Here is a 20407-nt window from a genome sequence, read left to right on the forward strand (position 1 = left end):
GGATGCGCACTATACTCTGCTAACGATTTCATGCAACCTTTTTTTACGTGGATCACTGTTTTAGGATGAAAATGAACAAAAACAACGCATTTCGGTCTATTTTTTGTTCAAAATTTGTCTTGAGGTATGTATTCGCATTTCATTAGGTTCAGGGGTTTGTTATCTTCATCTCGCATTCAGGCAACTTAAGACGAGAACAATGAAAGGACGTTGGGCAAAATATCTTCTGGCGGGGGCGGTAGTCGTGATGCTCGCCGCGTGTTCCTCTAAACCCACCGATCGTGGGCAGCAGTATAAAGACGGGAAATTGACCCAGCCTTTCTCACTGGTGAATCAGCCCGATGCGGTTGGCGCACCGATCAATGCCGGTGATTTTGCCGAGCAGGTAAATCAGATCCGCAGTTCCTCACCGCGTTTATATGGCAATCAGAGCAACATCTACAACGCGATCCAGGAATGGTTACGCGCGGGCGGTGATACGCGCAGTATGCGCCAGTTTGGTATTGATGCCTGGCAAATGGAAGGGGCGGATAACTATGGTAACGTCCAGTTCACCGGCTACTACACGCCGGTCATCCAGGCGCGCCATACGCGTCAGGGGGAATTTCAGTACCCTATCTACCGCATGCCGCCAAAACGCGGACGCTTACCAACGCGTGCTGAAATCTACGCCGGGGCGCTGAGTGACAACTATATTCTGGCCTACAGCAACTCCCTGATGGATAACTTCATTATGGATGTGCAGGGCAGCGGCTATATCGACTTTGGCGATGGCAGCCCGCTTAACTTCTTTAGCTATGCCGGGAAAAACGGTCATGCCTACCGCAGTATTGGTAAAGTACTGATCGACCGTGGCGAAGTGAAGAAAGAAGATATGTCGATGCAGGCGATCCGCCACTGGGGCGAAACGCACAGCGAAGCCGAAGTACGTGAGCTGCTGGAGCAAAACCCGTCGTTCGTTTTCTTTAAACCACAATCTTATGCTCCGGTTAAAGGTGCCAGCGCAGTGCCGCTGATTGGCCGCGCATCGGTTGCTTCCGATCGCAGCATTATTCCAGCCGGTACGACGTTACTGGCAGAAGTCCCGCTGCTGGATAATAACGGCAAATTTACCGGTCAGTATGAACTGCGCTTGATGGTGGCACTGGATGTCGGTGGCGCTATCAAAGGCCAGCACTTTGATATCTACCAGGGTATCGGTGCCGATGCCGGACATCGCGCAGGTTGGTATAATCACTATGGTCGCGTCTGGGTGCTGAAGTCATCCGGCAGCGCGGGTAACGTATTTAGCGGCTAGTTGCCTGGCGGCTAGCCTTATCAGGCCTACAAATTAGCGCGTAGGCCGGATAAGCGAAGCGCCATCCGGCTATGAAACGACACTCAGGGCGGCATTGTCCGCTCTTTTTGTTTTCTATATCTGAGGTTCTATGTCAGTGGTAATAAGCGACGCCTGGCGTCAGCGTTTTGGTGGCACCGCGCGTCTGTATGGTGAAAATGCCCTGCAATTGTTTGCCGGGGCGCATGTTTGCGTGGTCGGGATTGGTGGCGTGGGCTCGTGGGCGGCGGAAGCACTGGCGCGTACTGGTATTGGCTCGATTACGCTCATCGATATGGATGATGTGTGCGTCACCAATACTAACCGTCAGATCCATGCCCTGCGAGATACCGTCGGGCAGGCGAAATCCGAGGTGATGGCCGAGCGGATACGCCAGATTAACCCTGAGTGTCGGGTTAATGTTGTTGACGATTTTGTCACGCCAGATAATGTTGCTGAGTATATGAACGCGGGCTTTTCGTATGTCATTGACGCTATCGACAGTGTGCGCCCGAAAGCGGCGCTGATTGCTTACTGTCGACGCAATAAAATTCCGCTGGTCACCACCGGTGGCGCGGGGGGGCAGATCGACCCCACGCAGATTCAGGTCGTTGATCTGGCAAAAACCATTCAGGATCCGCTGGCGGCGAAGTTACGTGAGCGGCTAAAAAGCGATTTTGGCGTGGTGAAGAACAGTAAAGGCAAGCTGGGTGTGGACTGCGTGTTCTCGACCGAAGCGCTGGTGTACCCGCAGGCTGACGGCTCCGTGTGTGCTATGAAGGCGACGGCGGAAGGGCCGAAACGTATGGATTGTGCATCCGGATTTGGCGCGGCCACCATGGTGACCGCAACCTTTGGCTTTGTTGCCGTGTCTCACGCACTGAAGAAGATGATGGCGAAAGCCGCGCGTCAACCCTGATTGTGTCGGATGGCGCTACGCTTATCCGACCTACGGTTTGTGTGGCGTTGTCGGCCGGATAAGACGCATCAGCGTTGCCATCCGGCATCCTGAACTGCCCCAATGAGCGCATTCAACCCCTGGCTGCGCGAGGCGCTAAGCTGCGCGCGTAAACCCAATTCATCAAAGAACGCCATTGGCGAATGCGTCTGTAACTCGGCGGCGGTTTTGCCCTCGACGGCGGTGAGTAAAACCGCCAGCAGACCGCGCACGATACGTCCTTCGCTGTCGCCAAAAAAATGCAGGGTGCCATTATCCTGCAGGGTATACCCCAGCCAGACGCGGTTTTCGCATCCGGCAATTTCTTTGGCCTGTGCCTTCAGCGCATCCGGCAGAGCCGGAAGCTGCTTACCGAGCAGGATCAACTGACGGTATTTATCTTCCCATTGGTTGAGTGGGAGAAAGGTATTGCGTAATGTCTCTTCGGTTACGGTTGTGCCAAACGGGTGTCCGGCGAGCAGAGGAGTTGTCATTAATCCACCAATATTTCCAGCGCGCGGTCAACGGCTGTGACCAACGCATCCACATCACTTTGGCTATTATAAGGTGCAAATGAGGCGCGCAGGGTGCCTGATACGCCAAGTTCTGCTAACAGCGGCTGTGCGCAGTGCTGTCCTGCACGCAACGCAATGCCATATTCGGCCAGCAGCGTGACCATATCGCTGTGGTGCACCCCGGCGAAGTCAAAGGCTAACAAGCTGGAATCCTGACAGCGAAAGGAGCGGAATCCAGGCCGTTTTGCCAACGCATCTTCCGCCAGCGTCGCCAGGCCACGGCTCCAGCTCTCGGCCTGAACAATGTCGAGATCCGCCAGCCATTCCAGCGCCGCGCTCAGGCCGATGACTCCGGCAACGTTAGGCGTACCCGCTTCCAGCTTCCACGGTGCTGCCTGAGTGGTGAACCCCTCAAAGCTGACCTCGCTAATCATCTTGCCACCGCCGAGCCAGGGTGACATTGCGTCCAGTAGCTCAGGCTTACCGTACAGTGCGCCAATGCCGGTTGGACCATACAGCTTGTGGCCCGAGAAGGCATAGAAATCAATATCTAACTGCTGAACGTCGGCGGGAAAATGCACCACACCCTGGGCGCCGTCTACCATCACCACCATTCCTGCCGCGTGGGCAAGTGTAATCGCACGCGCTAAATCCGGGCAGCCGCCAGTGACGTTAGACATCTGTCCCAGCGCCAGTATGCGACTGCGCGGGGTGATGAGCTCGGGCAAACGCTCAACATCAGGAAGTAACTGCGCGTTGAGCGGCAGCCTGACCACCCTGGCCCCGGTTTGCTGGGCGACCATCAGCCAGGGAACGAGGTTGGCGTGATGTTCTGCCACGCTAACGATGATCTCATCACCCGGCTGCAAGCGTGGGCGCGCGTAGCTTTGCGCCACCATATTGATGGCCTCCGTGGTGCCGCGGGTCCAGACGATGGTTTTGTCATCCGGCGCGTTGATCAGACGGGCGACTTTTTCCCGTGCGGCCTCATAGCGGGCGGTCAGGCGCTGGGCTTCGGCAAACTGGCTGCGATGGACGTTCCCGGCGCTCAGGCTATAAAACTGATGCGTAGCTTCAATAACCGTCTGCGGCTTGAGCGCTGTGGCGGCACTGTCGAGATAGACGCCAGCATCATTGAGTGCGGGAAACTGTGCGCGAAACTGCGCGGGGTTAAAAGCGTTCATGGGATTCCTCAGTTCAATACCCCGATCGTGGCGCAAAAAGGGCGCTGGCACAAGGGTAACCCTAAGCATCGGAATCCTCTGGATATCCTGGTGAAATCAGACCAGTGTCTTATGCTAGATAATGTTGGGCGAATATTTTTGCCTGTTATGAAATTCGTTTTATCTAGCATAAATCGCTTTAAGGAGAAGAATATGAAAAAGACTGCCGCCATTATCTCTGCCTGTATGCTGACTTTTGCCCTGAGCGCCTGTTCTGGTTCGAACTATGTTATGCACACCAACGATGGTCGGACAATCGTGTCTGATGGTAAGCCAAAGACCGATGATGAAACGGGAATGATTTCGTACAAGGACGCTAACGGCAACAAACAGCAGATTAACCGTACTGACGTGAAAGAGATGGTAGAACTGGAGAACTAGCCGCTCGGCCATCGATAAAACGCAGACAAAAAAAAGCACCGCAAATTGGCGGTGCTACATTAATCACTATGGACAGACAGGGTAAATGTACAGGAAGTGAAAAAGGGTAGCTTTGCTACCATGGTCTGAATCGCAGACCAATTGCAAACACAACAACACAACATCACAACCGTAAGCCAAAAGCCCACCAGAACACGCATTCCGATAAAACTTTTCGTTCCGGCTTCAGGAAGTGCCGCCACTATAGGTATTTGCTGGTAGAACCTCAACGGACAATTTATAATGGCTCAGATTAAAAAAACTAATAGGTTACAGCCTGTTGGATAACTGTTAAATTCATTTAACATCAAAGCCTAAAAGTCATGTCAAAACGATTACCACCCTTAAATGCGTTACGTGTTTTTGATGCCGCGGCGCGTCATTTGAGCTTTACTCGCGCAGCAGAAGAGCTTTTTGTGACGCAGGCCGCAGTAAGTCACCAAATCAAGTCACTCGAGGATTTCCTAGGGCTGAAGCTGTTCCGTCGACGCAATCGATCTCTTCTGTTGACGGAAGAAGGCCAAAGCTACTTTCTCGACATCAAAGAGATTTTTTCGCAATTAACCGATGCGACGCGTAAACTTCAGGCACGCAGTGCAAAAGGTGCGCTTACCGTCAGTTTATTGCCTAGTTTTGCCATTCAATGGCTGGTGCCCAGACTCTCTAGCTTTAACTCAGCTTATCCGGGAATCGACGTCAGGATCCAGGCGGTTGACCGTCAGGAAGATAAACTGGCTGACGATGTTGACGTGGCGATTTTTTATGGTCGCGGCAACTGGCCTGGCCTGCGCGTAGAAAAATTGTACGCAGAATATCTGTTGCCGGTCTGCTCTCCTTTATTGCTCACCGGCGATAAACCGCTGAAGACGCCAGAGGATCTGGCAAAGCACACGTTATTGCATGATGCTTCTCGCCGCGACTGGCAGGCCTATACGCGCCAGCTTGGGTTGAATCATATTAACGTTCAGCAGGGACCTATCTTCAGCCATAGCGCCATGGTGCTACAGGCTGCCATCCATGGACAGGGTGTTGCGCTGGCCAATAACGTGATGTCGCAATCAGAAATTGAAGCGGGCCGTCTGGTTTGCCCGTTTAATGATGTGTTGGTCAGCAAAAACGCGTTTTATCTGGTTTGTCATGACAGTCAGGCAGAACTGGGTAAAATAGCCGCCTTCCGTCAGTGGATTCTGGCGAAAGCGGCCACTGAACAAGAAAAATTCCGCTTTCGTTACGAACAATAATTTACGTAGGGTATTAACATGACCAGCCGTTTTATGCTGATTTTTGCCGCCATAAGTGGCTTTATCTTTGTTGCTCTGGGCGCGTTTGGGGCTCACGTGCTAAGCAAAACGCTTGGCGTTGTTGAAATGGGTTGGATCCAGACCGGTCTTGAGTATCAGGCGTTTCATACGCTGGCTATTTTTGGTCTGGCCGTCGCTATGCAGCGACGTATCAGCATTTGGTTTTACTGGAGTAGCGTGTTCATGGCATTAGGCACCGTGCTGTTTAGCGGTAGCCTGTATTGCCTCGCGCTCTCTCATTTACGCCTGTGGGCGTTTGTTACCCCGGTCGGTGGTTTCAGCTTCCTGGTAGGTTGGGCGCTGATGTTAGTGGGTGCTATTCGATTGAAACGTAAGGGCGTTAGCCATGAATAAGGTTGTATTGTTGTGTCGCCCGGGTTTTGAGAAAGAGTGCGCCGCAGAAATTACGGATAAAGCAACACGCCGGGAAGTGTTCGGCTTTGCCCGCGTGAAAGACAATGCGGGGTACGTGACTTTTGAGTGCTATCAGCAGGGGGATGCTGAAAAGCTCGTAAAAGAGTTGCCGTTTAGCTCGCTGATTTTTGCTCGCCAGATGTTTGTTGTCGGCGAGTTGCTGCAATATTTACCGCCGGAAGACCGCATTACGCCGATTGTTGGCATGTTGCTGGGCGTGGTGGAGAAGGGCGGCGATCTGCGTGTCGAAGTGGCCGACACTAACGAAAGCAAAGAACTGGTGAAGTTTTGCCGCAAATTTACCGTACCGCTACGTGCGGCGCTGCGCGAAGCGGGCGTGCTGGCAAAGTATGAGACACCAAAACGCCCGGTTGTCCACGTGTTCTTTATTGCGCCGGGCTGTTGTTACACCGGTTATTCCTGGCCTGACAACAACTCGCCGTTTTACATGGGGATCCCACGTCTGAAGTTCCCGGCCGATGCGCCGAGTCGCTCAACGCTGAAGCTGGAAGAAGCGCTGCATGTCTTTATTCCGGCCGATGAGTGGGATGAGCGTCTGGCAAACGGCATGTATGCGGTGGATTTAGGCGCATGTCCTGGCGGCTGGACCTATCAGCTGGTCAAACGCAACATGTGGGTTTACTCCGTGGATAACGGTCCGATGGCGCAAAGCCTGATGGATACCGGACAGGTTACCTGGCTGCGTGAAGACGGATTTAAGTACCGTCCGAATCGTAGCAACATTTCGTGGATGGTTTGCGATATGGTGGAAAAACCGGCGAAAGTTGCCGCGCTGATGGCGCAGTGGCTGGTCAATGGCTGGTGTCGTGAGACGATTTTCAATCTCAAACTGCCGATGAAAAAACGCTACGAAGAAGTGTCGCAAAACCTGGCGTATATTCAGGAGCAGTTGGATGAACACAACATCAATGCACAAATTCAGGCGCGTCAGCTGTACCATGACCGCGAGGAAGTGACCGTGCACGTGCGCCGTCTGTGGGCGGCCGTTGGAGGTCGTCGCGACGAGCGATAAGACGCCCGGGCCGGATGACGCATACGTTTATCCGGCCTGGATTACCGCACCGTCTGTCTGCTGTTCACCCGAAATAATATGCGTGACCTCTTCCAGATGCCCGATCCGGGCCTCGCCAGAACGATCTAACTTACTTTTATCGAAAAGCAGCAATGACTGTGATGCACGCTTGAGCAGAATAGATTTGAACTCCGCGTTGCGGCTGTTGGAATCCCAAAGCGTGCCGCTGCTATCGATCCCGGCACAGGAAAAAATAAACAGGTCGATGTCGAGGGATTTCAACTGAGAAATGAGCGACGGATTTACGTAGCAACCGTCCTTACGCTCCAGCCTACCGCCTGAGCAGATGAGCTGAATATGTTTACGTTTGGCCAGTTCCTGGCAAATGGGCTGACTGTTGGTAAATACCTGGATGTTGATATCCGGCAACTTTCGGGCCAGATACCAGCAGGTCGAGCTGGCGTCCAGGGCTATCACCATGCCTTCTTCTATCCATGTCAGCGCTTCCCGTGCGGCATCGGCTTTATGCGCATGATGGCTGTTACGTCGAATGTGAAACGGGTCGCCGCTGTTTTGATTTTCCCGCTGAATGACCCTGGCGCATCCGTGGCTGCGCAGGACTTTGCCCTGGGTTTGTAGTTCGCTGAGATCGCGGCGGATAGTCTCTTTACTGACGTTCAGCTGCAAAGCCAAAACTTCAGTGGTCAGGTTTTGATGGTGAATGAGCAAGTCTACTATCGCCTGCTGGCGCGCCGCTTTCATGGTCCGATCCTCATCGTTGGATGAATGCCCGCCTCTGACGGGCACTCCGATCAGAGATTACGGTGTTACGCCTTTTTTCAAAAGAATATTTCCGTACTTTGCCCGCTCGCCGGTGATAACGACAGCAAACGCGTTTTGCGCCCGCTCGTAGAATGCATAGCGATCAATGCGCGTGATACCCGGACCGCCCGCTGGCAAGGAGAGCGCATCGCGATACCGTGCTTCGACACTTGGGTCGAGTGAATCCCCTTCAACGGGCGCCATCATCACCAGCGGCGGAGCGTAACTGTCCAGTTCAAACAACGGAATAATCGCCTGTAGCAGGGCGTCGACCTGCAGGCCGTCGGCGCGGATCACCTGTGGCCCCATGCTGTGCGCGGGAAAATGAGCATCGGAAAAGATAATTTCATCGCCGTGACCCATCTCAGCCAGCACTTTCAGCAGGTCGGGGGAAATTAAAGGGGAAATCGTTTTTAGCATGTCACTCGACTCCTGTGAGTTCGGGTTCAGTTTGCGGATAGAAATATCGGTACTGGTAATGCACCTGGGCGCGAGCTTGCTCCGGTGAGGTAAATTCCCCAATGCCTGACCAGGCAAACATCGCCGCCCCGGCAACGGTGGTTTCGGCGTCATCCAGCACTTTGATCGGGATACCCAGAACGTTGGCTTTAATCTGATTCCACAGCGCGTTACGACTTCCCCCACCAACCAGCAGCAGCTCTGTCGCCTGGAAGTGACCGATGGTCTCCAGTGTCTGTAGATTTTGCTGCAGCCGGTGGGTGAGTCCCTCCAGTGCCGCACGGTATAAATGTCCCCGCGTGCTGTTGAGCGTGACGCCCTGCCAACCCGCGTTCGCGCCGGTGAGCAGATCGCACTGCATTTTTACCCCATCAGCCCCAGCCGGAATGGCGTTGGCTTCATCGATAAGCGTTTGCCACGGCGTATCGGCAGTCCACAGCAGCTTGCGTACCCATTCGAGAACGCCGGAAGCCAACCATTGCATACCGGGATTGTACAGCCCAGCGTGGCTGTCCAGTTCGCAGGTGGAGCCGGAATACTGGCTCAGCAGTGGGGTATTCACCTGCGCGCTGCGCACCATCAAAATTTCCCATGTGCCGGAGGAGAGCACCGGTTCGTCCGGCTGTGCGCCCGCGCCAAAGAGAGCGAACTGTGTATCATGCCCGGCGGAAATGACCGGAATGCCCGTCGGCAGCCCGAGCAATGTTGCCGTGGTGCTTTGCAACGTCCCAATATGCTCGCCTGCTTCGACGAGGCGGGGAAACAGTCGGCGTGGAATGCCGGCTGCCTGCAAAATGTCGTGGCTGAACTCTCGCTGATGGATATCCAGCAGCTGGCTGGTGCCTGCCATGGTGATATCCGTCGTGTACTCACCGGTTAAGCGATGGTTAAGAAGCGAGGAGATAAATAGCCAGGCGTGCGCCCGTTCCAGTAATTGCGGGTGGTTTTCTTTGAGCCACACCAGTTTATACAGGGTGTTAAAGCTGAAGGCGCCGACGCCGGAGATGTCCTGCAACTGCTGTGGTGTCATCAGGCGGCTGATATTGGCCATCACGGCGGCGGTGCGTGGGCATTTCCAGCTGATTACCGGATAAAGCAGTTCGCCATTTTCATCAACCAGCGCGCCGTCTACGCCAAACGTGGTGACGGTAATCCCGCGGATTTGGCGGGTTGACAGTTCAGATGACAGGCGGTGGCAGCAGTCGGCAAAGCGTTGCAGAATGGCATCCAGGGACCACTGATGCCAGGTGCTGTTTTCTGAGGCGATATCACTGGCGTTCGGTGTGGAGGCGCGGGCAACGATTTTTCCCTGACGGTCAACGGCAATGGCCCGCACGTTGGTTGCGCCACAGTCGAGGACCAGTATAACGTCTTGTTTCATAGCCACTCCAAATGTTGCCGGATGGCGCTGCGCTTATCCGGCCTACAAATTTTACAGTTGTAGGCCCGGTAAGCTTGCGCCACCGGGCAGAGTCGCATTAACGTTTATACAGCGGGCCATAGTTCTGGCAGGCGCGATAATCCTGGCCTTCACTGTCCATACCGTGTGCAGCCCAGGCTGAAGGGCGATAGATTTTCTCTTCTTCCACGTTGTGCATACACACTGGGATACGCAGCATGGCGGCAAGGGTAATAAAGTCTGCACCAACGTGACCAATAGTCAGCACACCGTGGTTCGCACCCCAGTTCGCCATCACCGAGTAAACGTCGCTGAATGGACCTTTACCGGTTAAGCGCGGAGCAAACCAGGTCGTTGGCCAGGTGGAGTTGGTGCGGGCATCGAGCTGGTCATGCATGTCTTTCGGTAATTCCACGCTCCAGCCTTCGGCTATCTGCAGCACCGGTCCCAGACCTTTGATGATATTGATACGGGTCATGGTGAACGGCACACCGCCTTCAGTCAGGAAGCGAGAGGAGTAGCCGCCGCCGCGGAAGTATTCATGAATAGCCGGGCACCATTCGGTTGCCGCCAGGCAATCATCCACCTCTTGCTGGGAGATTTCCCAGTGCGGTTTCATGGTCGGTTTGCCATCGCTGTCACGCTGTTTGCAGGAGCCGTCCAACGCCGCAGATCCGGAGTTGATCAGGTGGATAATACCGTGCTCAGCAAGGCCAGTCAGCGGCTGGCCGGTGACGCGTTGCACCGCTTCCGGTGACCAGTAGGTGCGTACATCGGCAAAGACTTGCGCGGTACCGGTAAGCTGGCGGCCAAACAGCATTGCTACACCGTTCAGACTGTCGTTTTCGGTGGCAACCACATACGGTTCGCGTACGCCGTTCCAGTCAAATGAGCTGTTCAGCAGGGCTTCGGCGGTGTCGCCATTCGGGTATTGATCGGTCCAGTGACGCTGACCCTGGAAGCCCGCGGCAATGGCGTTGAAGCCCAGTGACTCTTCGACCAGGCCTTTTTCAGCCAGTATCTTGTTACCTTGCATCATGTCACGGATGCACATTGCCATCAGCAGGCTTTCTTTCAGGACCGCGCGGCTTTGCTCTTCGTTGCGTTTGTACTGTTGGGCATTCTGATCTTCGCCATAGCGGAAGTTTTTGTCCGCCCACGCCAGTGCAATCTCCAGCTCGGTTTCGTCATAGATTTTTTGGTCAATACGACGACGCAGCTCGGTCATATCAACCGGCTGAACCTTCATGCCCAGCCAGGATTCAAAGAAGTTATGATCGACAATGGATCCTGCGATCCCCATTGAAACGCCGCCCACGGACAGATAGCTTTTGCCTTTCATACTGGCAACGGCCAGGCCTGCACGGCTAAAGCGCAGCAGTTTTTCTTCAACATCGGCGGGGATGGTGGTGTCACCCGCATCCTGCACGTCATGACCGTAAATCGAGAAAGCAGGCAGACCTTTTTGGTTATGCGCTGCCAGCGCTGCAGCCAGATAAACAGCGCCAGGACGTTCCGTGCCGTTGAAGCCCCAGATGGCTTTTGGACGCATTGGGTCCATGTCGATGGTTTCGCTGCCGTAGCACCAGCATGGTGTCACGGTGATCGTCACGCCGACATTTTGGCTACTGAATTTTTCTTCGCAGGCGGCGGATTCAGCCATCCCGGCAATGCAGGTGTCTGCAATTACGCACTCAATCTGTGCGCCACAGGCGTGACGAAGTTTCTCGCTGATAAGCGCAGCAGTGGCTTTCGCCATATTCATGGTTTGTTCTTCGAGCGACTCGCGTACACCCATACGACGCCCATCAATCACCGGACGAATACCGATTTTCGGTAAACTCATTTTGTTCATTCGAGGTTCCTCATCTCACTTTATGCCGTGCTGCAAAAGCGGATGGAGGACACCACTGTCGCAGTTGGCTGAATTTTTTATTTTTGCTAACTCGAGTTAGCTTAGGTATCAGCGAGTTTTTTGCACAACTTTTTTGTTGCGGAACTGTGAGAGGCCTCACGAGAAGTGGTTAAAATTCGATCTGCGTCAAATAAATAAATGTACGTATTTAAGTTAATTTTCTTTTTAATTAATGAGATACAATAAATTGTCTGTCCAGTGTCACAGTTTTAAACCAAATGATTTGGTTATTTTTTGCAGCTAAAATAGCTTTAAAAGGCAATCGCTAACTCGAGTTAGCAAAAATCATAAAACGTATCTACGCTTTTAAGAAGTATTCGCATTAACGGTGACGATGGCTCCCTGGTAACGCTGTTTTCGCCTGATTTACCGACTGTAGTTTCTGTATATTGAGGAAAGCAGCAATGTCCGAAACATTTTTACAGATGAGTCATATTACGAAACGTTTTCCCGGCGTATTAGCGTTGAGTAATGTGGATTTTGCGTTACGCAAAGGGGAAGTTCATGCGCTGCTTGGCGAAAATGGCGCGGGGAAGTCCACCTTGATGAAAATTTTATCCGGCGTTTATCAACCGGATGAAGGTAATATTATTTTTGAAGATCAAGCTGTTTCATTCGCGAATCCGTTAAGTGCACAAAAAGCCGGGATCACGATTATTCACCAGGAATTTAATTTATTCCCAGAGTTAACGGTTGAAGACAATATCTTTATTGGCAGGGAATTTTGCAAAAATAACCGCTGGCGCCTTGACGAGAAACAACAGCGCCAGGCAGCCATCGATATTTTGCAAAAATTGAACCTGAATATTGCACCAGATACGCTGGTTGCCGATCTTACCGTCGCTCAACAACAAATGGTTGAGATTGCCAAAGCTATATCGGTGAATGCCAAAATTCTGATTATGGATGAACCGACGGCGGCGCTAACGGAAACGGAGATCGACAGTTTATTTCAGGTTACCCGTTTGCTGAAGGAGCAGGGTACCGGCATTGTCTATATCTCGCACCGTCTGGAAGAGCTGGCGTTAATTGCCGACCGCGCGACCGTGATGCGAGACGGTCAGTTTATTGCTACCGTCGATTATGATGCGGTAAAAATCAGCGATTTAATTGCCATGATGGTTGGGCGTGATCTCGGGAATATCTATCCGCGTCGTGAACCCTTGTCTCAGCACAAACCGGTGCTGGAAGTGAGCGGCCTGACGCGCAAAGGGGTTCTGAACAACATCGACTTCACCCTACACCAAGGGGAGATTTTAGGTTTTGCCGGTCTGATGGGCGCAGGGCGTACCGAACTGGCGCGTGCCATTTTCGGCGCAGACCCCATCGATAGCGGCACCATTACGCTAAACGGTAAGGTCACCGTGGTTAAAGATATCCCTGACGCAATCAAACAGGGGATCAGCTATTTAACAGAGGACAGAAAAAAAGAAGGACTGGCATTAGGGCTGTCGGTTGAGCGCAATATTATGCTGGGGAATTACCCGGAGTATTCCGATCGCTACGGCAATGTTGATAGCAAGCGCTGTCAGCAAACCAGCCAGGAGCAGGTGAAAGCCCTGCGAATTAAAACGCCACACCTTGAGCAGGCCGCATTAAATTTAAGTGGTGGTAATCAGCAGAAAATCATTATTGCCAGATGGGTGTGTAAAGACACCGATATTCTCATCTTTGATGAGCCTACGCGTGGCATTGACGTGGGGGCCAAACTTGAAATTTATGAATTGATGAATCGACTGGTGGCAAAAGGGAAATCAATCATCATGATTTCTTCTGAATTACCGGAAGTGCTGGGTATGTGCGATCGCATTTTAGTGATGCGTAGTGGTCGTATTACCGGTGAGTTAGCTTCTGATGACGCCACACAAGAAAAAATCATGCAATACGCGACGTTAGAGGATTAATTTATGACTATCTCTGTAACCTCTTCAGACAGCAATAATAAAAAAATTAAAATTAACAAAGAACTTTTAATGCGCCTCGCGCCGCTTTTCAGTTTGATTATTCTGGTGATATTTTTCAGTTTTGGATCGCCATTTTTCTTTAATACTGAAAATATTATGACCATTGCTCTGCAAACCTCGGTCATTGGCATCATGGCGATTGGCGTTACCTTCGTCATTATCACCTCCGGGATCGACCTTTCTCTCGGTTCCGTGGTGGCGTTTTCAGGCGTTGCGGTCGGTATCTGCGCCACGCTGGGTTTGCCTCTGCCGATTTGCATCCTGGCAGGCGTGTTAGCCGGTGGGCTGTGCGGTTATATCAACGGGCTGTTGGTCACCAAAATGACCATCCCGCCCTTTATTGCCACGCTGGGCCTGATGATGTCCGTCAGGGGTATCAACATGGTGATGACCGACGGCCGCGCGATTTACTTTGCTGATTACCCAGGCTTCAAAATGCTGGCACAGGGCCGCCTGTTCGACGTGCTGCCTTATCCGGTCTTTTACCTGGTGGTGGTGGCGCTAATCGCTGCGTACATCCTGAAGAAAACGGTGATTGGTCGCTATGTTTATGCTGTGGGCAGCAATGAAGTTGCAGCACACCTGTCCGGAATTAAAGTCCAGCGCGTCAAAATCTTCGTCTACGCCTTCTGCGGTCTGCTAACCGGGATTGCCGGGGTCATTCTTGCTTCGCGTCTGAACTCAGGTCAGCCAACGGTTGGTGTGGGTTATGAGCTGGAAGCGATTGCCGCGGTGGTGATTGGTGGTACGAGCCTGATGGGCGGGATTGGCACCATCGGCGGCACGATTATCGGCGCATTCATTATGAGCGTGTTGAAAAATGGCCTCAACCTGATGGGCGTCTCCCAGTTCTGGCAGATGGTGGCAATGGGTGTGGTGGTTATCGCGGCGGTTTATCTCGACACATTACGCAAAAAAATTCGTTGATTTACGCTCCCGGAAGTTGCGGGGCATCAAAACCCTGACGTTTAGGGTGACTCACTCAGAACGGAGTACAACAATGAAAACCAGGCATTTTGTCTATGCGTTATCCCTGCTGGCCTGCATGACTTCCAGCGCGTTGGCTAAAGATATGAACCTCCCTGTGGTCAGTAAAGGTTTCCAGCATGAATTCTGGCAAACCGTAAAAATGGGGACCGAAGCGGCAGCGAAAGAGTTGGGTGATAAAACCAGCTATGTAGGGCCGGCGGATGAAACACAAATTGCTGAGCAGATTCAGTTGGTTGAAAACGCAATGGCGCAAAAGCCTAACGGACTGCTGCTGGCGGCGTTAGATGCCAATGCCCTCGCACCGCTGGTGGAAACGGCCAATTCACGGGGGATTAAGGTTGTGACCTTTGACTCTGGCGTGAATTCCGACATTCCGGTCAGCTTTGTGGCAACCAATAACCGTAAAGCCGGCGCAGAAGCCGCCGATGCGCTCGCCGCTGAAGTGGGCAGCAAAGGGAAGGTCGGTATTATTGCGCACGTGGCCGGTACCTCTTCTGCAATCGAGCGTTCGGAAGGGTTTATTGCCCGCATGAAGGAAAAATATCCGGATATCAAGGTACTGCCTGTTCAGTACAGCGACGGGGATCCGCAAAAAGCGATGGATAAAACCATCGATATGATTCAGGCCAACCCGGATATTGCCGGGATCTATGGCACTAACGAAGGTTCAACGCTGGGTGTAGCGAACGCCATTGATAGTCAAAACCTGAAGGGCAAAGTGAAGGTGATTGGCTTTGACAGCACCGAAGCGATTATTGCCTTCCTGAAATCCGGCGTTATCCAGGGCTTTGTGGTGCAGGATGCTTACCAGATTGGCTATCAGGGGATCAAAACGCTGAATGCCGCTGTGTCGGGTCAGGCTGTTCCAAAAGAGATTGATATCCCGGTTAAATTCGTGAATGCGAAGAACATTGATACACCGGAAATCGACAAATTATTACATCCATTCGGTAAAAAATAAGACCGCTGGGGCGACACGTTCGCCCCATTTTTAGCCAGTGTCAGGGGAGTTACTATGAGCAGTGGATATTTCCTCGGGGTGGATGTCGGTTCCGCCAGCGTCAGGGCCGGTGTCTTTGATGCCAATGGTACGCGACTGGCCTTTGCGACATTACCTATCTCGCAGTTTCGACCCGGTCCGCAGCGGGTAGAACAATCATCCGCTGAAATCTGGCAGCAGGTGTGTCATGTGGTGAAAGATGCTGTGTCGTCGGCGGGGGTTCCCGTCGAGGAAATTCGTTCACTGGGATTCGATGCCACCTGCTCTCTGGTTGCTCTCGATGAACAAGGACAAGGGTTGGCGGTTTCACCCGGTGAATCGCCTGACCATAACATCATCATGTGGATGGATCATCGCGCGGCAGACGAGACCAAACGCATTAACGCCACGCAGGATCCCGCCCTGCGCTATGTTGGCGGCGAAGTCAGCGTCGAAATGGAATTGCCTAAAGTGCTGTGGCTGAAGAATCATTTTCCTGCGACGTGGGAGCGCGCGCATCGATTCTACGATCTGGCGGACTTCCTGGTCTGGAAAGCGACCGACAGCGATGTAGCGGGTCTGTGCACCCTGACCTGTAAATGGAACTATCTGGCGCACGAACAATGTTTTAGTCATTCGTTGCTCGATGCCGTTGAATTAACAGATTTACTCAGCAAAATCCCGTCGCGTATTTTACCGCCGGGGGGCCGCCGTTGGTACGCTCAGCCCTGAAGCGGCGCAGGCGTTGGGACTGACCACGCATGTTGTGGTTGCCAGCGGGATGATTGATGCGCATGCAGGCGGTGTAGCGCTGGCCGGTGCTCAGCCTGTGGGAACGCTGGCGTTGATCAGCGGCACGTCAAACTGCCATATGCTGTGCAGCGAAGAGGAAATTCATACACCGGGCGTATGGGGACCATACTGGTCCGCGATGCTACCCGGCTACTGGCTGACCGAAGGCGGGCAAAGTGCCGCCGGGGCGTTAGTCGACTGGACGCTTCAGGAGTCAGGCGCCAGTGCGGACCTGTATCGTAAGGCCGAAGCGCGGGGTTGCCATCCGATAGTATTGGTCAATGAATGGGTGGCTGCACTGGAGGAAAATGAAGCGGAACCAGGGCGCAACTTACATGTGTTGGCCGATCATCATGGCAACCGCTCACCGCGTGCGCGACCGGATGCTCGTGGCAGCGTATGTGGCTTGACCCTTGAACGTGGCGAGCGGCAGGTTGCCCGCTTGTATCTGGCAACATTACAGGCGATTGCCTGCGGTACGCGGCATATTATGGAAGTGATGCGCGAAAATGGGCACACCATTACACGACTGACGCTGTGCGGAGGAGCAACGCACAATCCGCTGTGGCTACGTGAGTATGCGGATGCGACCGGATGCGATATCCATTTAATGCAGGAAGAAGATGCGGTGACGCTGGGTGCGGCGATTACCGGTGCGGTTGCCTGCGGGGCGTGGGCAAATTTCCCGGCGGCTTGTCAGGCGATGGTGACGCCCGGTGAGGTTATCAAGACAAACCCTAAGCGTCAGGACTTTTATGCCCGCAAATATCAGGTGCATCTGACTATGTGGGGGCAGCAGCAGGTGCTTAACCAACTGATGCTGTAAGACAAATGTTTAAAATACTTTTATGATTGTGAATTGACGTTTTGGATGTGAACTGGGGCATATAATGGCTAAAACAGTAGAACAGATAGCCAGCGATCTGAATTTATCGGTGACAACCGTGCGACTGGTGTTGAATGGGAAAGCTGAGCAATATCGTATCAGCGTTAAAACCCAAACGCGCATTAATGAATATGTTGAGCGTTATGGTTATGTCATCAACCATTCAGCGCGCAGCCTTAAACTGAATAAAACGGATACGCTGGGGCTGATTGTGCCCAATATTTCCAACGTCTTTTTTGCTACGCTCGCTGAAAAACTTGAGCAACGCTGTCGTCGTTCTGGATATCAGTTAACGATTAGCTGTACTTATGATGATGTTGATTACGAGAATAAATTAACCAAAGCGTTAATTGCGCGTAATGTTGACGGACTTTTTATTGTCCCGTCAACGCTCGAAAACCAGCAGCATCATTTACGCCAGGTTAGAAAACCGATGGTGTTACTTGACCGTGATTTTAAGTACACCGATAACGCGCTGGTAGAAAGCCATAATAGTTTAGGGGGCGAAAAGCTAACGCAAAGTTTGTTCGATGCGGGAAAATCGCCAATCTGGTTTTTGGTGGGCGATACCGGGCTGCCCAGTATTGGCGACCGTTTGCAGGGGTATCTTAACGCATTGACTAACAATGGTATTTCCCATCATGATTGGGTGCGTGAAGGTCCGGATAACACGCCAGATGGTGGCTACCGGCTAATGGAAAAACTGATCGCTGAGCAGGGATGTCCTCAGGCATTTATCGCCTCGTCATTACCTGTGCTGGAAGGCGCCATCGTCGCTATTCGCAATCGTTTTGGCGTTATTCCACCTGATATTAATATCGGCACATTCGATGAACATCCGATGCTGGGATTCCTCGCCAATAATGTCTGGTCGATGCAGCAGGATGAAAACGTCTGGGCGGAAAAAGCCTTCGACATGATGATGAGTGCGATTGAAGACCAGCCGATTAAAGAAACGGTAAAAGTACCGATGAAACTCATTAAGCGTGTAAGACAAAAATAATACTTTTTTAATAATAAATCAGCTAACTGAACCTGAATAAAAATTCAGTGGCTGCTCATATCTGAAACCTGACCCGTCTTACTCTGCGGCTGTATTTTTCGCAATCAAGACGAGGGGAAACTGTACCCGGAGAATTATGATGGAAAGAATGCGTTTGTCGCGAGAAATCATTGAAACCTGCCTTGAAATGACCAGCCTGGGGCTGAATCAGGGAACGGCGGGTAATGTGAGTGCACGTTATGAAAATGGAATGCTGATCACGCCCAGCGGAATTCCTTACGAAAGACTCACGGAAAATATGATCGTGTATGTAGACAACGACGGTAATTATGATAAAGGACAATTACCGTCCAGCGAATGGCGTTTTCACCTTGCTGCCTATCAGACGCGGCCAGAGGCTAATGCGGTTGTCCATAATCATGCGATCCATTGCACCGCGGTATCGATTCTCAACCGTCCTATCCCGGCTATCCATTACATGATTGCTGCTGCCGGTGGAAATTCCATTCCGTGTGCGCCGTATGCGACGTTTGGTACACGTGAACTGTCAGAGCACGTGATCGTGGCGCTGAAAGACCGCAAAGCAACGCTGTTGCAGCATCATGGGCTGATTGCCTGCGAGGCGAACCTGGAAAAAGCACTGTGGCTGGCGCATGAAGTGGAAGTTCTGGCCCGCCTTTATCTGAGCACATTAGCGATCGTCGATCCTGTTCCGGTGCTGGATGATGAAGAGATTGCCATCGTGCTGGAGAAATTCAAATCCTACGGATTACGAATTGAAGAGTAATTTCGCAAAGCGAAAAGGAGAAATACGATGGCGAACAGAATGATTCTGAATGAAACGGCATGGTTTGGCCGGGGAGCTGTTGGGGCGTTAACCGATGAAGTTATTCGTCGGGGGTATCGTAAGGCGCTGATTGTGACCGATGCCAACCTGGTACAGTGCGGTGTGGTCGAGAAGGTGACATCGCGGATGGATGCGGCGGGGCTGGCGTGGGAGATTTACTCCGGCGTTATCCCCAATCCCACCATTGCAGTGGTACAGGAAGGGCTGGGTGTCTTTGAGCAAAGTGGCGCAGACTATCTGATTGCCATTGGCGGTGGCTCCCCGCAGGATACCTGTAAAGCGATTGGTATTATCTACAATAACCCTGAGTTTGCCGATGTGCGCAGCCTTGAAGGCTTATCGCCCACGCGTAAGCCAAGCGTACCGGTGATGGCTATCCCGACGACGGCAGGGACGGCGGCAGAAGTGACCATTAACTACGTGATCACCGATGAGGAAAACCGGCGCAAGTTTGTCTGCGTCGATCCGCATGATATTCCGCAGGTGGCATTTATCGATGCCGATATGATGGACGGTATGCCCGCGGCGTTAAAGGCGGCTACCGGCGTTGATGCGCTGACCCATGCCATTGAAGGTTACATCACCCGTGCGGCCTGGGCGTTGACGGATGCGCTGCACATCAAAGCCATTGAGATCATTGCCGGGGCGCTGCGTGGATCCGTTGCCGGTGACAGCAAGGCCGGTGAAGCCATGGCGCTGGGCCAGTATGTTGCTGGAATGGGCTTTTCCAACGTTGGCCTGGGGCTGGTTCATGGTATGGCACACCCGCTGGGGGCGTTTTATAACACGCCGCACGGCGTCGCCAACGCCATTCTGCTCCCGCATGTGATGCAGTACAACGCCGACTATAGCGGGGACAAATTCCGCGATATCGCCCGGGCAATGGGCGTGAAGGTGGAAGCATTGACGTTGGACGAGGCGCGTAAAGCCGCCGTGGATGCGGTGTTTGCGCTTAACCGTGATGTGGGCATTCCGCTGCACTTACGTGATGTTGGCGTGCGTAAAGAGGATATCCCGGCGCTGGCGCAGGCAGCATTCGATGACGTATGCACCGGTGGTAATCCGCGTGAAGCGAGCCTCGGCGATATCGTTGAGCTGTACCACACCGCCTGGTAATTGTGCTGGATGACGGTGTGAACGCCTTATCTGGCCTACAGGATTGCACGAAATGTAGGCCGGATAAGCGCAGCGCC

At 52.7% G+C, this 20407-nt stretch carries 18 protein-coding genes and 1 pseudogene; 13 read left to right on the forward strand and 6 right to left on the reverse strand.

Going from position 1 to position 20407, the window contains the following annotated elements; all coding sequences use genetic code 11:
* Positions 1-199: 199 nt before the first annotated feature.
* Together mltA and tcdA are read left to right on the forward strand one after the other, a co-directional pair.
* A complete protein-coding gene (gene mltA, locus FDW95_RS07015) occupies positions 200-1297 on the forward strand; it encodes a murein transglycosylase A (RefSeq protein WP_137363456.1) in 1098 nt (365 codons plus the stop codon).
* Positions 1298-1427: 130 nt separating this feature from the next.
* Complete coding sequence (gene tcdA, locus FDW95_RS07020; protein WP_115257580.1) at positions 1428-2234, forward strand: tRNA cyclic N6-threonylcarbamoyladenosine(37) synthase TcdA; 807 nt, start codon at positions 1428-1430, stop codon at positions 2232-2234.
* Positions 2235-2302: 68 nt separating this feature from the next.
* Here tcdA and csdE read toward each other — a convergent pair whose 3' ends face one another.
* Both csdE and csdA read right to left on the reverse strand, forming a co-directional pair.
* Positions 2303-2746 carry a cysteine desulfurase sulfur acceptor subunit CsdE gene (gene csdE / locus FDW95_RS07025; protein WP_096755871.1) on the reverse strand — a complete coding sequence of 148 codons (444 nt, stop codon included), beginning with the start codon at positions 2744-2746 and terminating at the stop codon, positions 2303-2305.
* Positions 2746-3951, reverse strand: coding sequence for a cysteine desulfurase CsdA (csdA, locus tag FDW95_RS07030; protein WP_115257581.1), 1206 nt, complete (start codon positions 3949-3951; stop codon positions 2746-2748). The genes csdE and csdA overlap by 1 nt, the downstream gene beginning before the upstream one ends.
* Before the next feature lie 192 nt (positions 3952-4143).
* Between csdA and FDW95_RS07035 the strand changes: the two genes are divergently transcribed.
* The 4 genes from FDW95_RS07035 to rlmM all read left to right on the forward strand — a co-directional run bounded on the left by FDW95_RS07035 (position 4144) and on the right by rlmM (position 7158).
* The gene (locus tag FDW95_RS07035; protein WP_096755873.1) at positions 4144-4371 is read left to right on the forward strand and encodes a YgdI/YgdR family lipoprotein; all 228 of its coding nucleotides are present in this window, start codon (positions 4144-4146) and stop codon (positions 4369-4371) included.
* A 362-nt stretch (positions 4372-4733) separates the two neighbouring features.
* Positions 4734-5651, forward strand: a complete 918-nt coding sequence (gene gcvA / locus FDW95_RS07040) for a glycine cleavage system transcriptional regulator GcvA (protein ID WP_096755874.1) — start codon at positions 4734-4736, stop codon at positions 5649-5651.
* A gap of 18 nt (positions 5652-5669) precedes the next feature.
* Complete coding sequence (locus tag FDW95_RS07045) at positions 5670-6065, forward strand: DUF423 domain-containing protein (protein ID WP_096755875.1); 396 nt, start codon at positions 5670-5672, stop codon at positions 6063-6065.
* Positions 6058-7158, forward strand: coding sequence for a 23S rRNA (cytidine(2498)-2'-O)-methyltransferase RlmM (rlmM, locus tag FDW95_RS07050; protein WP_115257582.1), 1101 nt, complete (start codon positions 6058-6060; stop codon positions 7156-7158). Before FDW95_RS07045 ends, rlmM begins: the two co-directional genes overlap by 8 nt.
* A 27-nt stretch (positions 7159-7185) precedes the next feature.
* Here the strand turns inward: rlmM and fucR are convergent, their stop codons facing one another.
* The 4 genes from fucR to fucI form a co-directional block, all read right to left on the reverse strand.
* Positions 7186-7920 carry an L-fucose operon activator gene (fucR, locus tag FDW95_RS07055; RefSeq protein ID WP_115257583.1) on the reverse strand — a complete coding sequence of 245 codons (735 nt, stop codon included), beginning with the start codon at positions 7918-7920 and terminating at the stop codon, positions 7186-7188.
* 57 nt (positions 7921-7977) lie between these two features.
* Positions 7978-8400, reverse strand: a complete 423-nt coding sequence (fucU, locus tag FDW95_RS07060; protein ID WP_096755878.1) for an L-fucose mutarotase — start codon at positions 8398-8400, stop codon at positions 7978-7980.
* 1 nt (position 8401) lies between these two features.
* Positions 8402-9820, reverse strand: coding sequence for an L-fuculokinase (fucK, locus tag FDW95_RS07065; protein ID WP_115257584.1), 1419 nt, complete (start codon positions 9818-9820; stop codon positions 8402-8404).
* Positions 9821-9917: 97 nt separating this feature from the next.
* Positions 9918-11693 (reverse strand): L-fucose isomerase, encoded by a 1776-nt coding sequence (gene fucI, locus FDW95_RS07070; RefSeq protein WP_115257585.1) that lies wholly within the window; start codon positions 11691-11693, stop codon positions 9918-9920.
* A 464-nt stretch (positions 11694-12157) separates the two neighbouring features.
* Between fucI and FDW95_RS07075 the strand changes: the two genes are divergently transcribed.
* The 7 genes and pseudogenes from FDW95_RS07075 (at position 12158) to fucO (ending at position 20330) form a co-directional block, all read left to right on the forward strand.
* A complete protein-coding gene (locus FDW95_RS07075) occupies positions 12158-13657 on the forward strand; it encodes a sugar ABC transporter ATP-binding protein (RefSeq protein ID WP_115257586.1) in 1500 nt (499 codons plus the stop codon).
* Between the two features lie 3 nt (positions 13658-13660).
* Positions 13661-14644 carry an ABC transporter permease gene (locus tag FDW95_RS07080; RefSeq protein WP_096755882.1) on the forward strand — a complete coding sequence of 328 codons (984 nt, stop codon included), beginning with the start codon at positions 13661-13663 and terminating at the stop codon, positions 14642-14644.
* Positions 14645-14717: 73 nt separating this feature from the next.
* Positions 14718-15668: an ABC transporter substrate-binding protein gene (locus tag FDW95_RS07085; protein ID WP_115257587.1), complete on the forward strand. Its 951-nt coding sequence runs from the start codon at positions 14718-14720 to the stop codon at positions 15666-15668.
* A gap of 54 nt (positions 15669-15722) precedes the next feature.
* Positions 15723-17304, forward strand: a pseudogene (locus FDW95_RS07090) (FGGY-family carbohydrate kinase).
* Between the two features lie 64 nt (positions 17305-17368).
* The gene (locus FDW95_RS07095) at positions 17369-18367 is read left to right on the forward strand and encodes a LacI family DNA-binding transcriptional regulator (protein WP_115257588.1); all 999 of its coding nucleotides are present in this window, start codon (positions 17369-17371) and stop codon (positions 18365-18367) included.
* Positions 18368-18506: 139 nt separating this feature from the next.
* Positions 18507-19154, forward strand: coding sequence for an L-fuculose-phosphate aldolase (fucA, locus tag FDW95_RS07100; protein ID WP_096755886.1), 648 nt, complete (start codon positions 18507-18509; stop codon positions 19152-19154).
* Positions 19155-19181: 27 nt separating this feature from the next.
* On the forward strand, positions 19182-20330 hold the full coding sequence (gene fucO, locus FDW95_RS07105) for a lactaldehyde reductase (RefSeq protein ID WP_096755887.1): 1149 nt from the start codon (positions 19182-19184) through the stop codon (positions 20328-20330).
* Positions 20331-20407: the final 77 nt, after the last annotated feature.

It is taken from the genome of Citrobacter sp. wls718 (assembly GCF_005280945.1).
Classification (GTDB): domain Bacteria; phylum Pseudomonadota; class Gammaproteobacteria; order Enterobacterales; family Enterobacteriaceae; genus Citrobacter; species Citrobacter gillenii.

Excerpts from the sequence above, each read along its gene's own strand:
- FDW95_RS07095 (WP_115257588.1), top strand. The coding sequence starts at position 17,369 with ATGGCTAAAACAGTAGAACAGATAGCCAGCGATCTGAATTTATCGGTG.
- FDW95_RS07075 (WP_115257586.1), top strand. The coding sequence starts at position 12,158 with ATGTCCGAAACATTTTTACAGATGAGTCATATTACGAAACGTTTTCCC.
- mltA (WP_137363456.1), top strand. The coding sequence starts at position 200 with ATGAAAGGACGTTGGGCAAAATATCTTCTGGCGGGGGCGGTAGTCGTG.
- tcdA (WP_115257580.1), top strand. The coding sequence starts at position 1,428 with ATGTCAGTGGTAATAAGCGACGCCTGGCGTCAGCGTTTTGGTGGCACC.
- fucK (WP_115257584.1), bottom strand. The coding sequence starts at position 9,820 with ATGAAACAAGACGTTATACTGGTCCTCGACTGTGGCGCAACCAACGTG.
- fucA (WP_096755886.1), top strand. The coding sequence starts at position 18,507 with ATGGAAAGAATGCGTTTGTCGCGAGAAATCATTGAAACCTGCCTTGAA.
- FDW95_RS07045 (WP_096755875.1), top strand. The coding sequence starts at position 5,670 with ATGACCAGCCGTTTTATGCTGATTTTTGCCGCCATAAGTGGCTTTATC.
- fucI (WP_115257585.1), bottom strand. The coding sequence starts at position 11,693 with ATGAACAAAATGAGTTTACCGAAAATCGGTATTCGTCCGGTGATTGAT.
- FDW95_RS07035 (WP_096755873.1), top strand. The coding sequence starts at position 4,144 with ATGAAAAAGACTGCCGCCATTATCTCTGCCTGTATGCTGACTTTTGCC.
- csdA (WP_115257581.1), bottom strand. The coding sequence starts at position 3,951 with ATGAACGCTTTTAACCCCGCGCAGTTTCGCGCACAGTTTCCCGCACTC.
- csdE (WP_096755871.1), bottom strand. The coding sequence starts at position 2,746 with ATGACAACTCCTCTGCTCGCCGGACACCCGTTTGGCACAACCGTAACC.
- gcvA (WP_096755874.1), top strand. The coding sequence starts at position 4,734 with ATGTCAAAACGATTACCACCCTTAAATGCGTTACGTGTTTTTGATGCC.
- FDW95_RS07080 (WP_096755882.1), top strand. The coding sequence starts at position 13,661 with ATGACTATCTCTGTAACCTCTTCAGACAGCAATAATAAAAAAATTAAA.
- fucR (WP_115257583.1), bottom strand. The coding sequence starts at position 7,920 with ATGAAAGCGGCGCGCCAGCAGGCGATAGTAGACTTGCTCATTCACCAT.
- fucO (WP_096755887.1), top strand. The coding sequence starts at position 19,182 with ATGGCGAACAGAATGATTCTGAATGAAACGGCATGGTTTGGCCGGGGA.
- FDW95_RS07085 (WP_115257587.1), top strand. The coding sequence starts at position 14,718 with ATGAAAACCAGGCATTTTGTCTATGCGTTATCCCTGCTGGCCTGCATG.
- fucU (WP_096755878.1), bottom strand. The coding sequence starts at position 8,400 with ATGCTAAAAACGATTTCCCCTTTAATTTCCCCCGACCTGCTGAAAGTG.
- rlmM (WP_115257582.1), top strand. The coding sequence starts at position 6,058 with ATGAATAAGGTTGTATTGTTGTGTCGCCCGGGTTTTGAGAAAGAGTGC.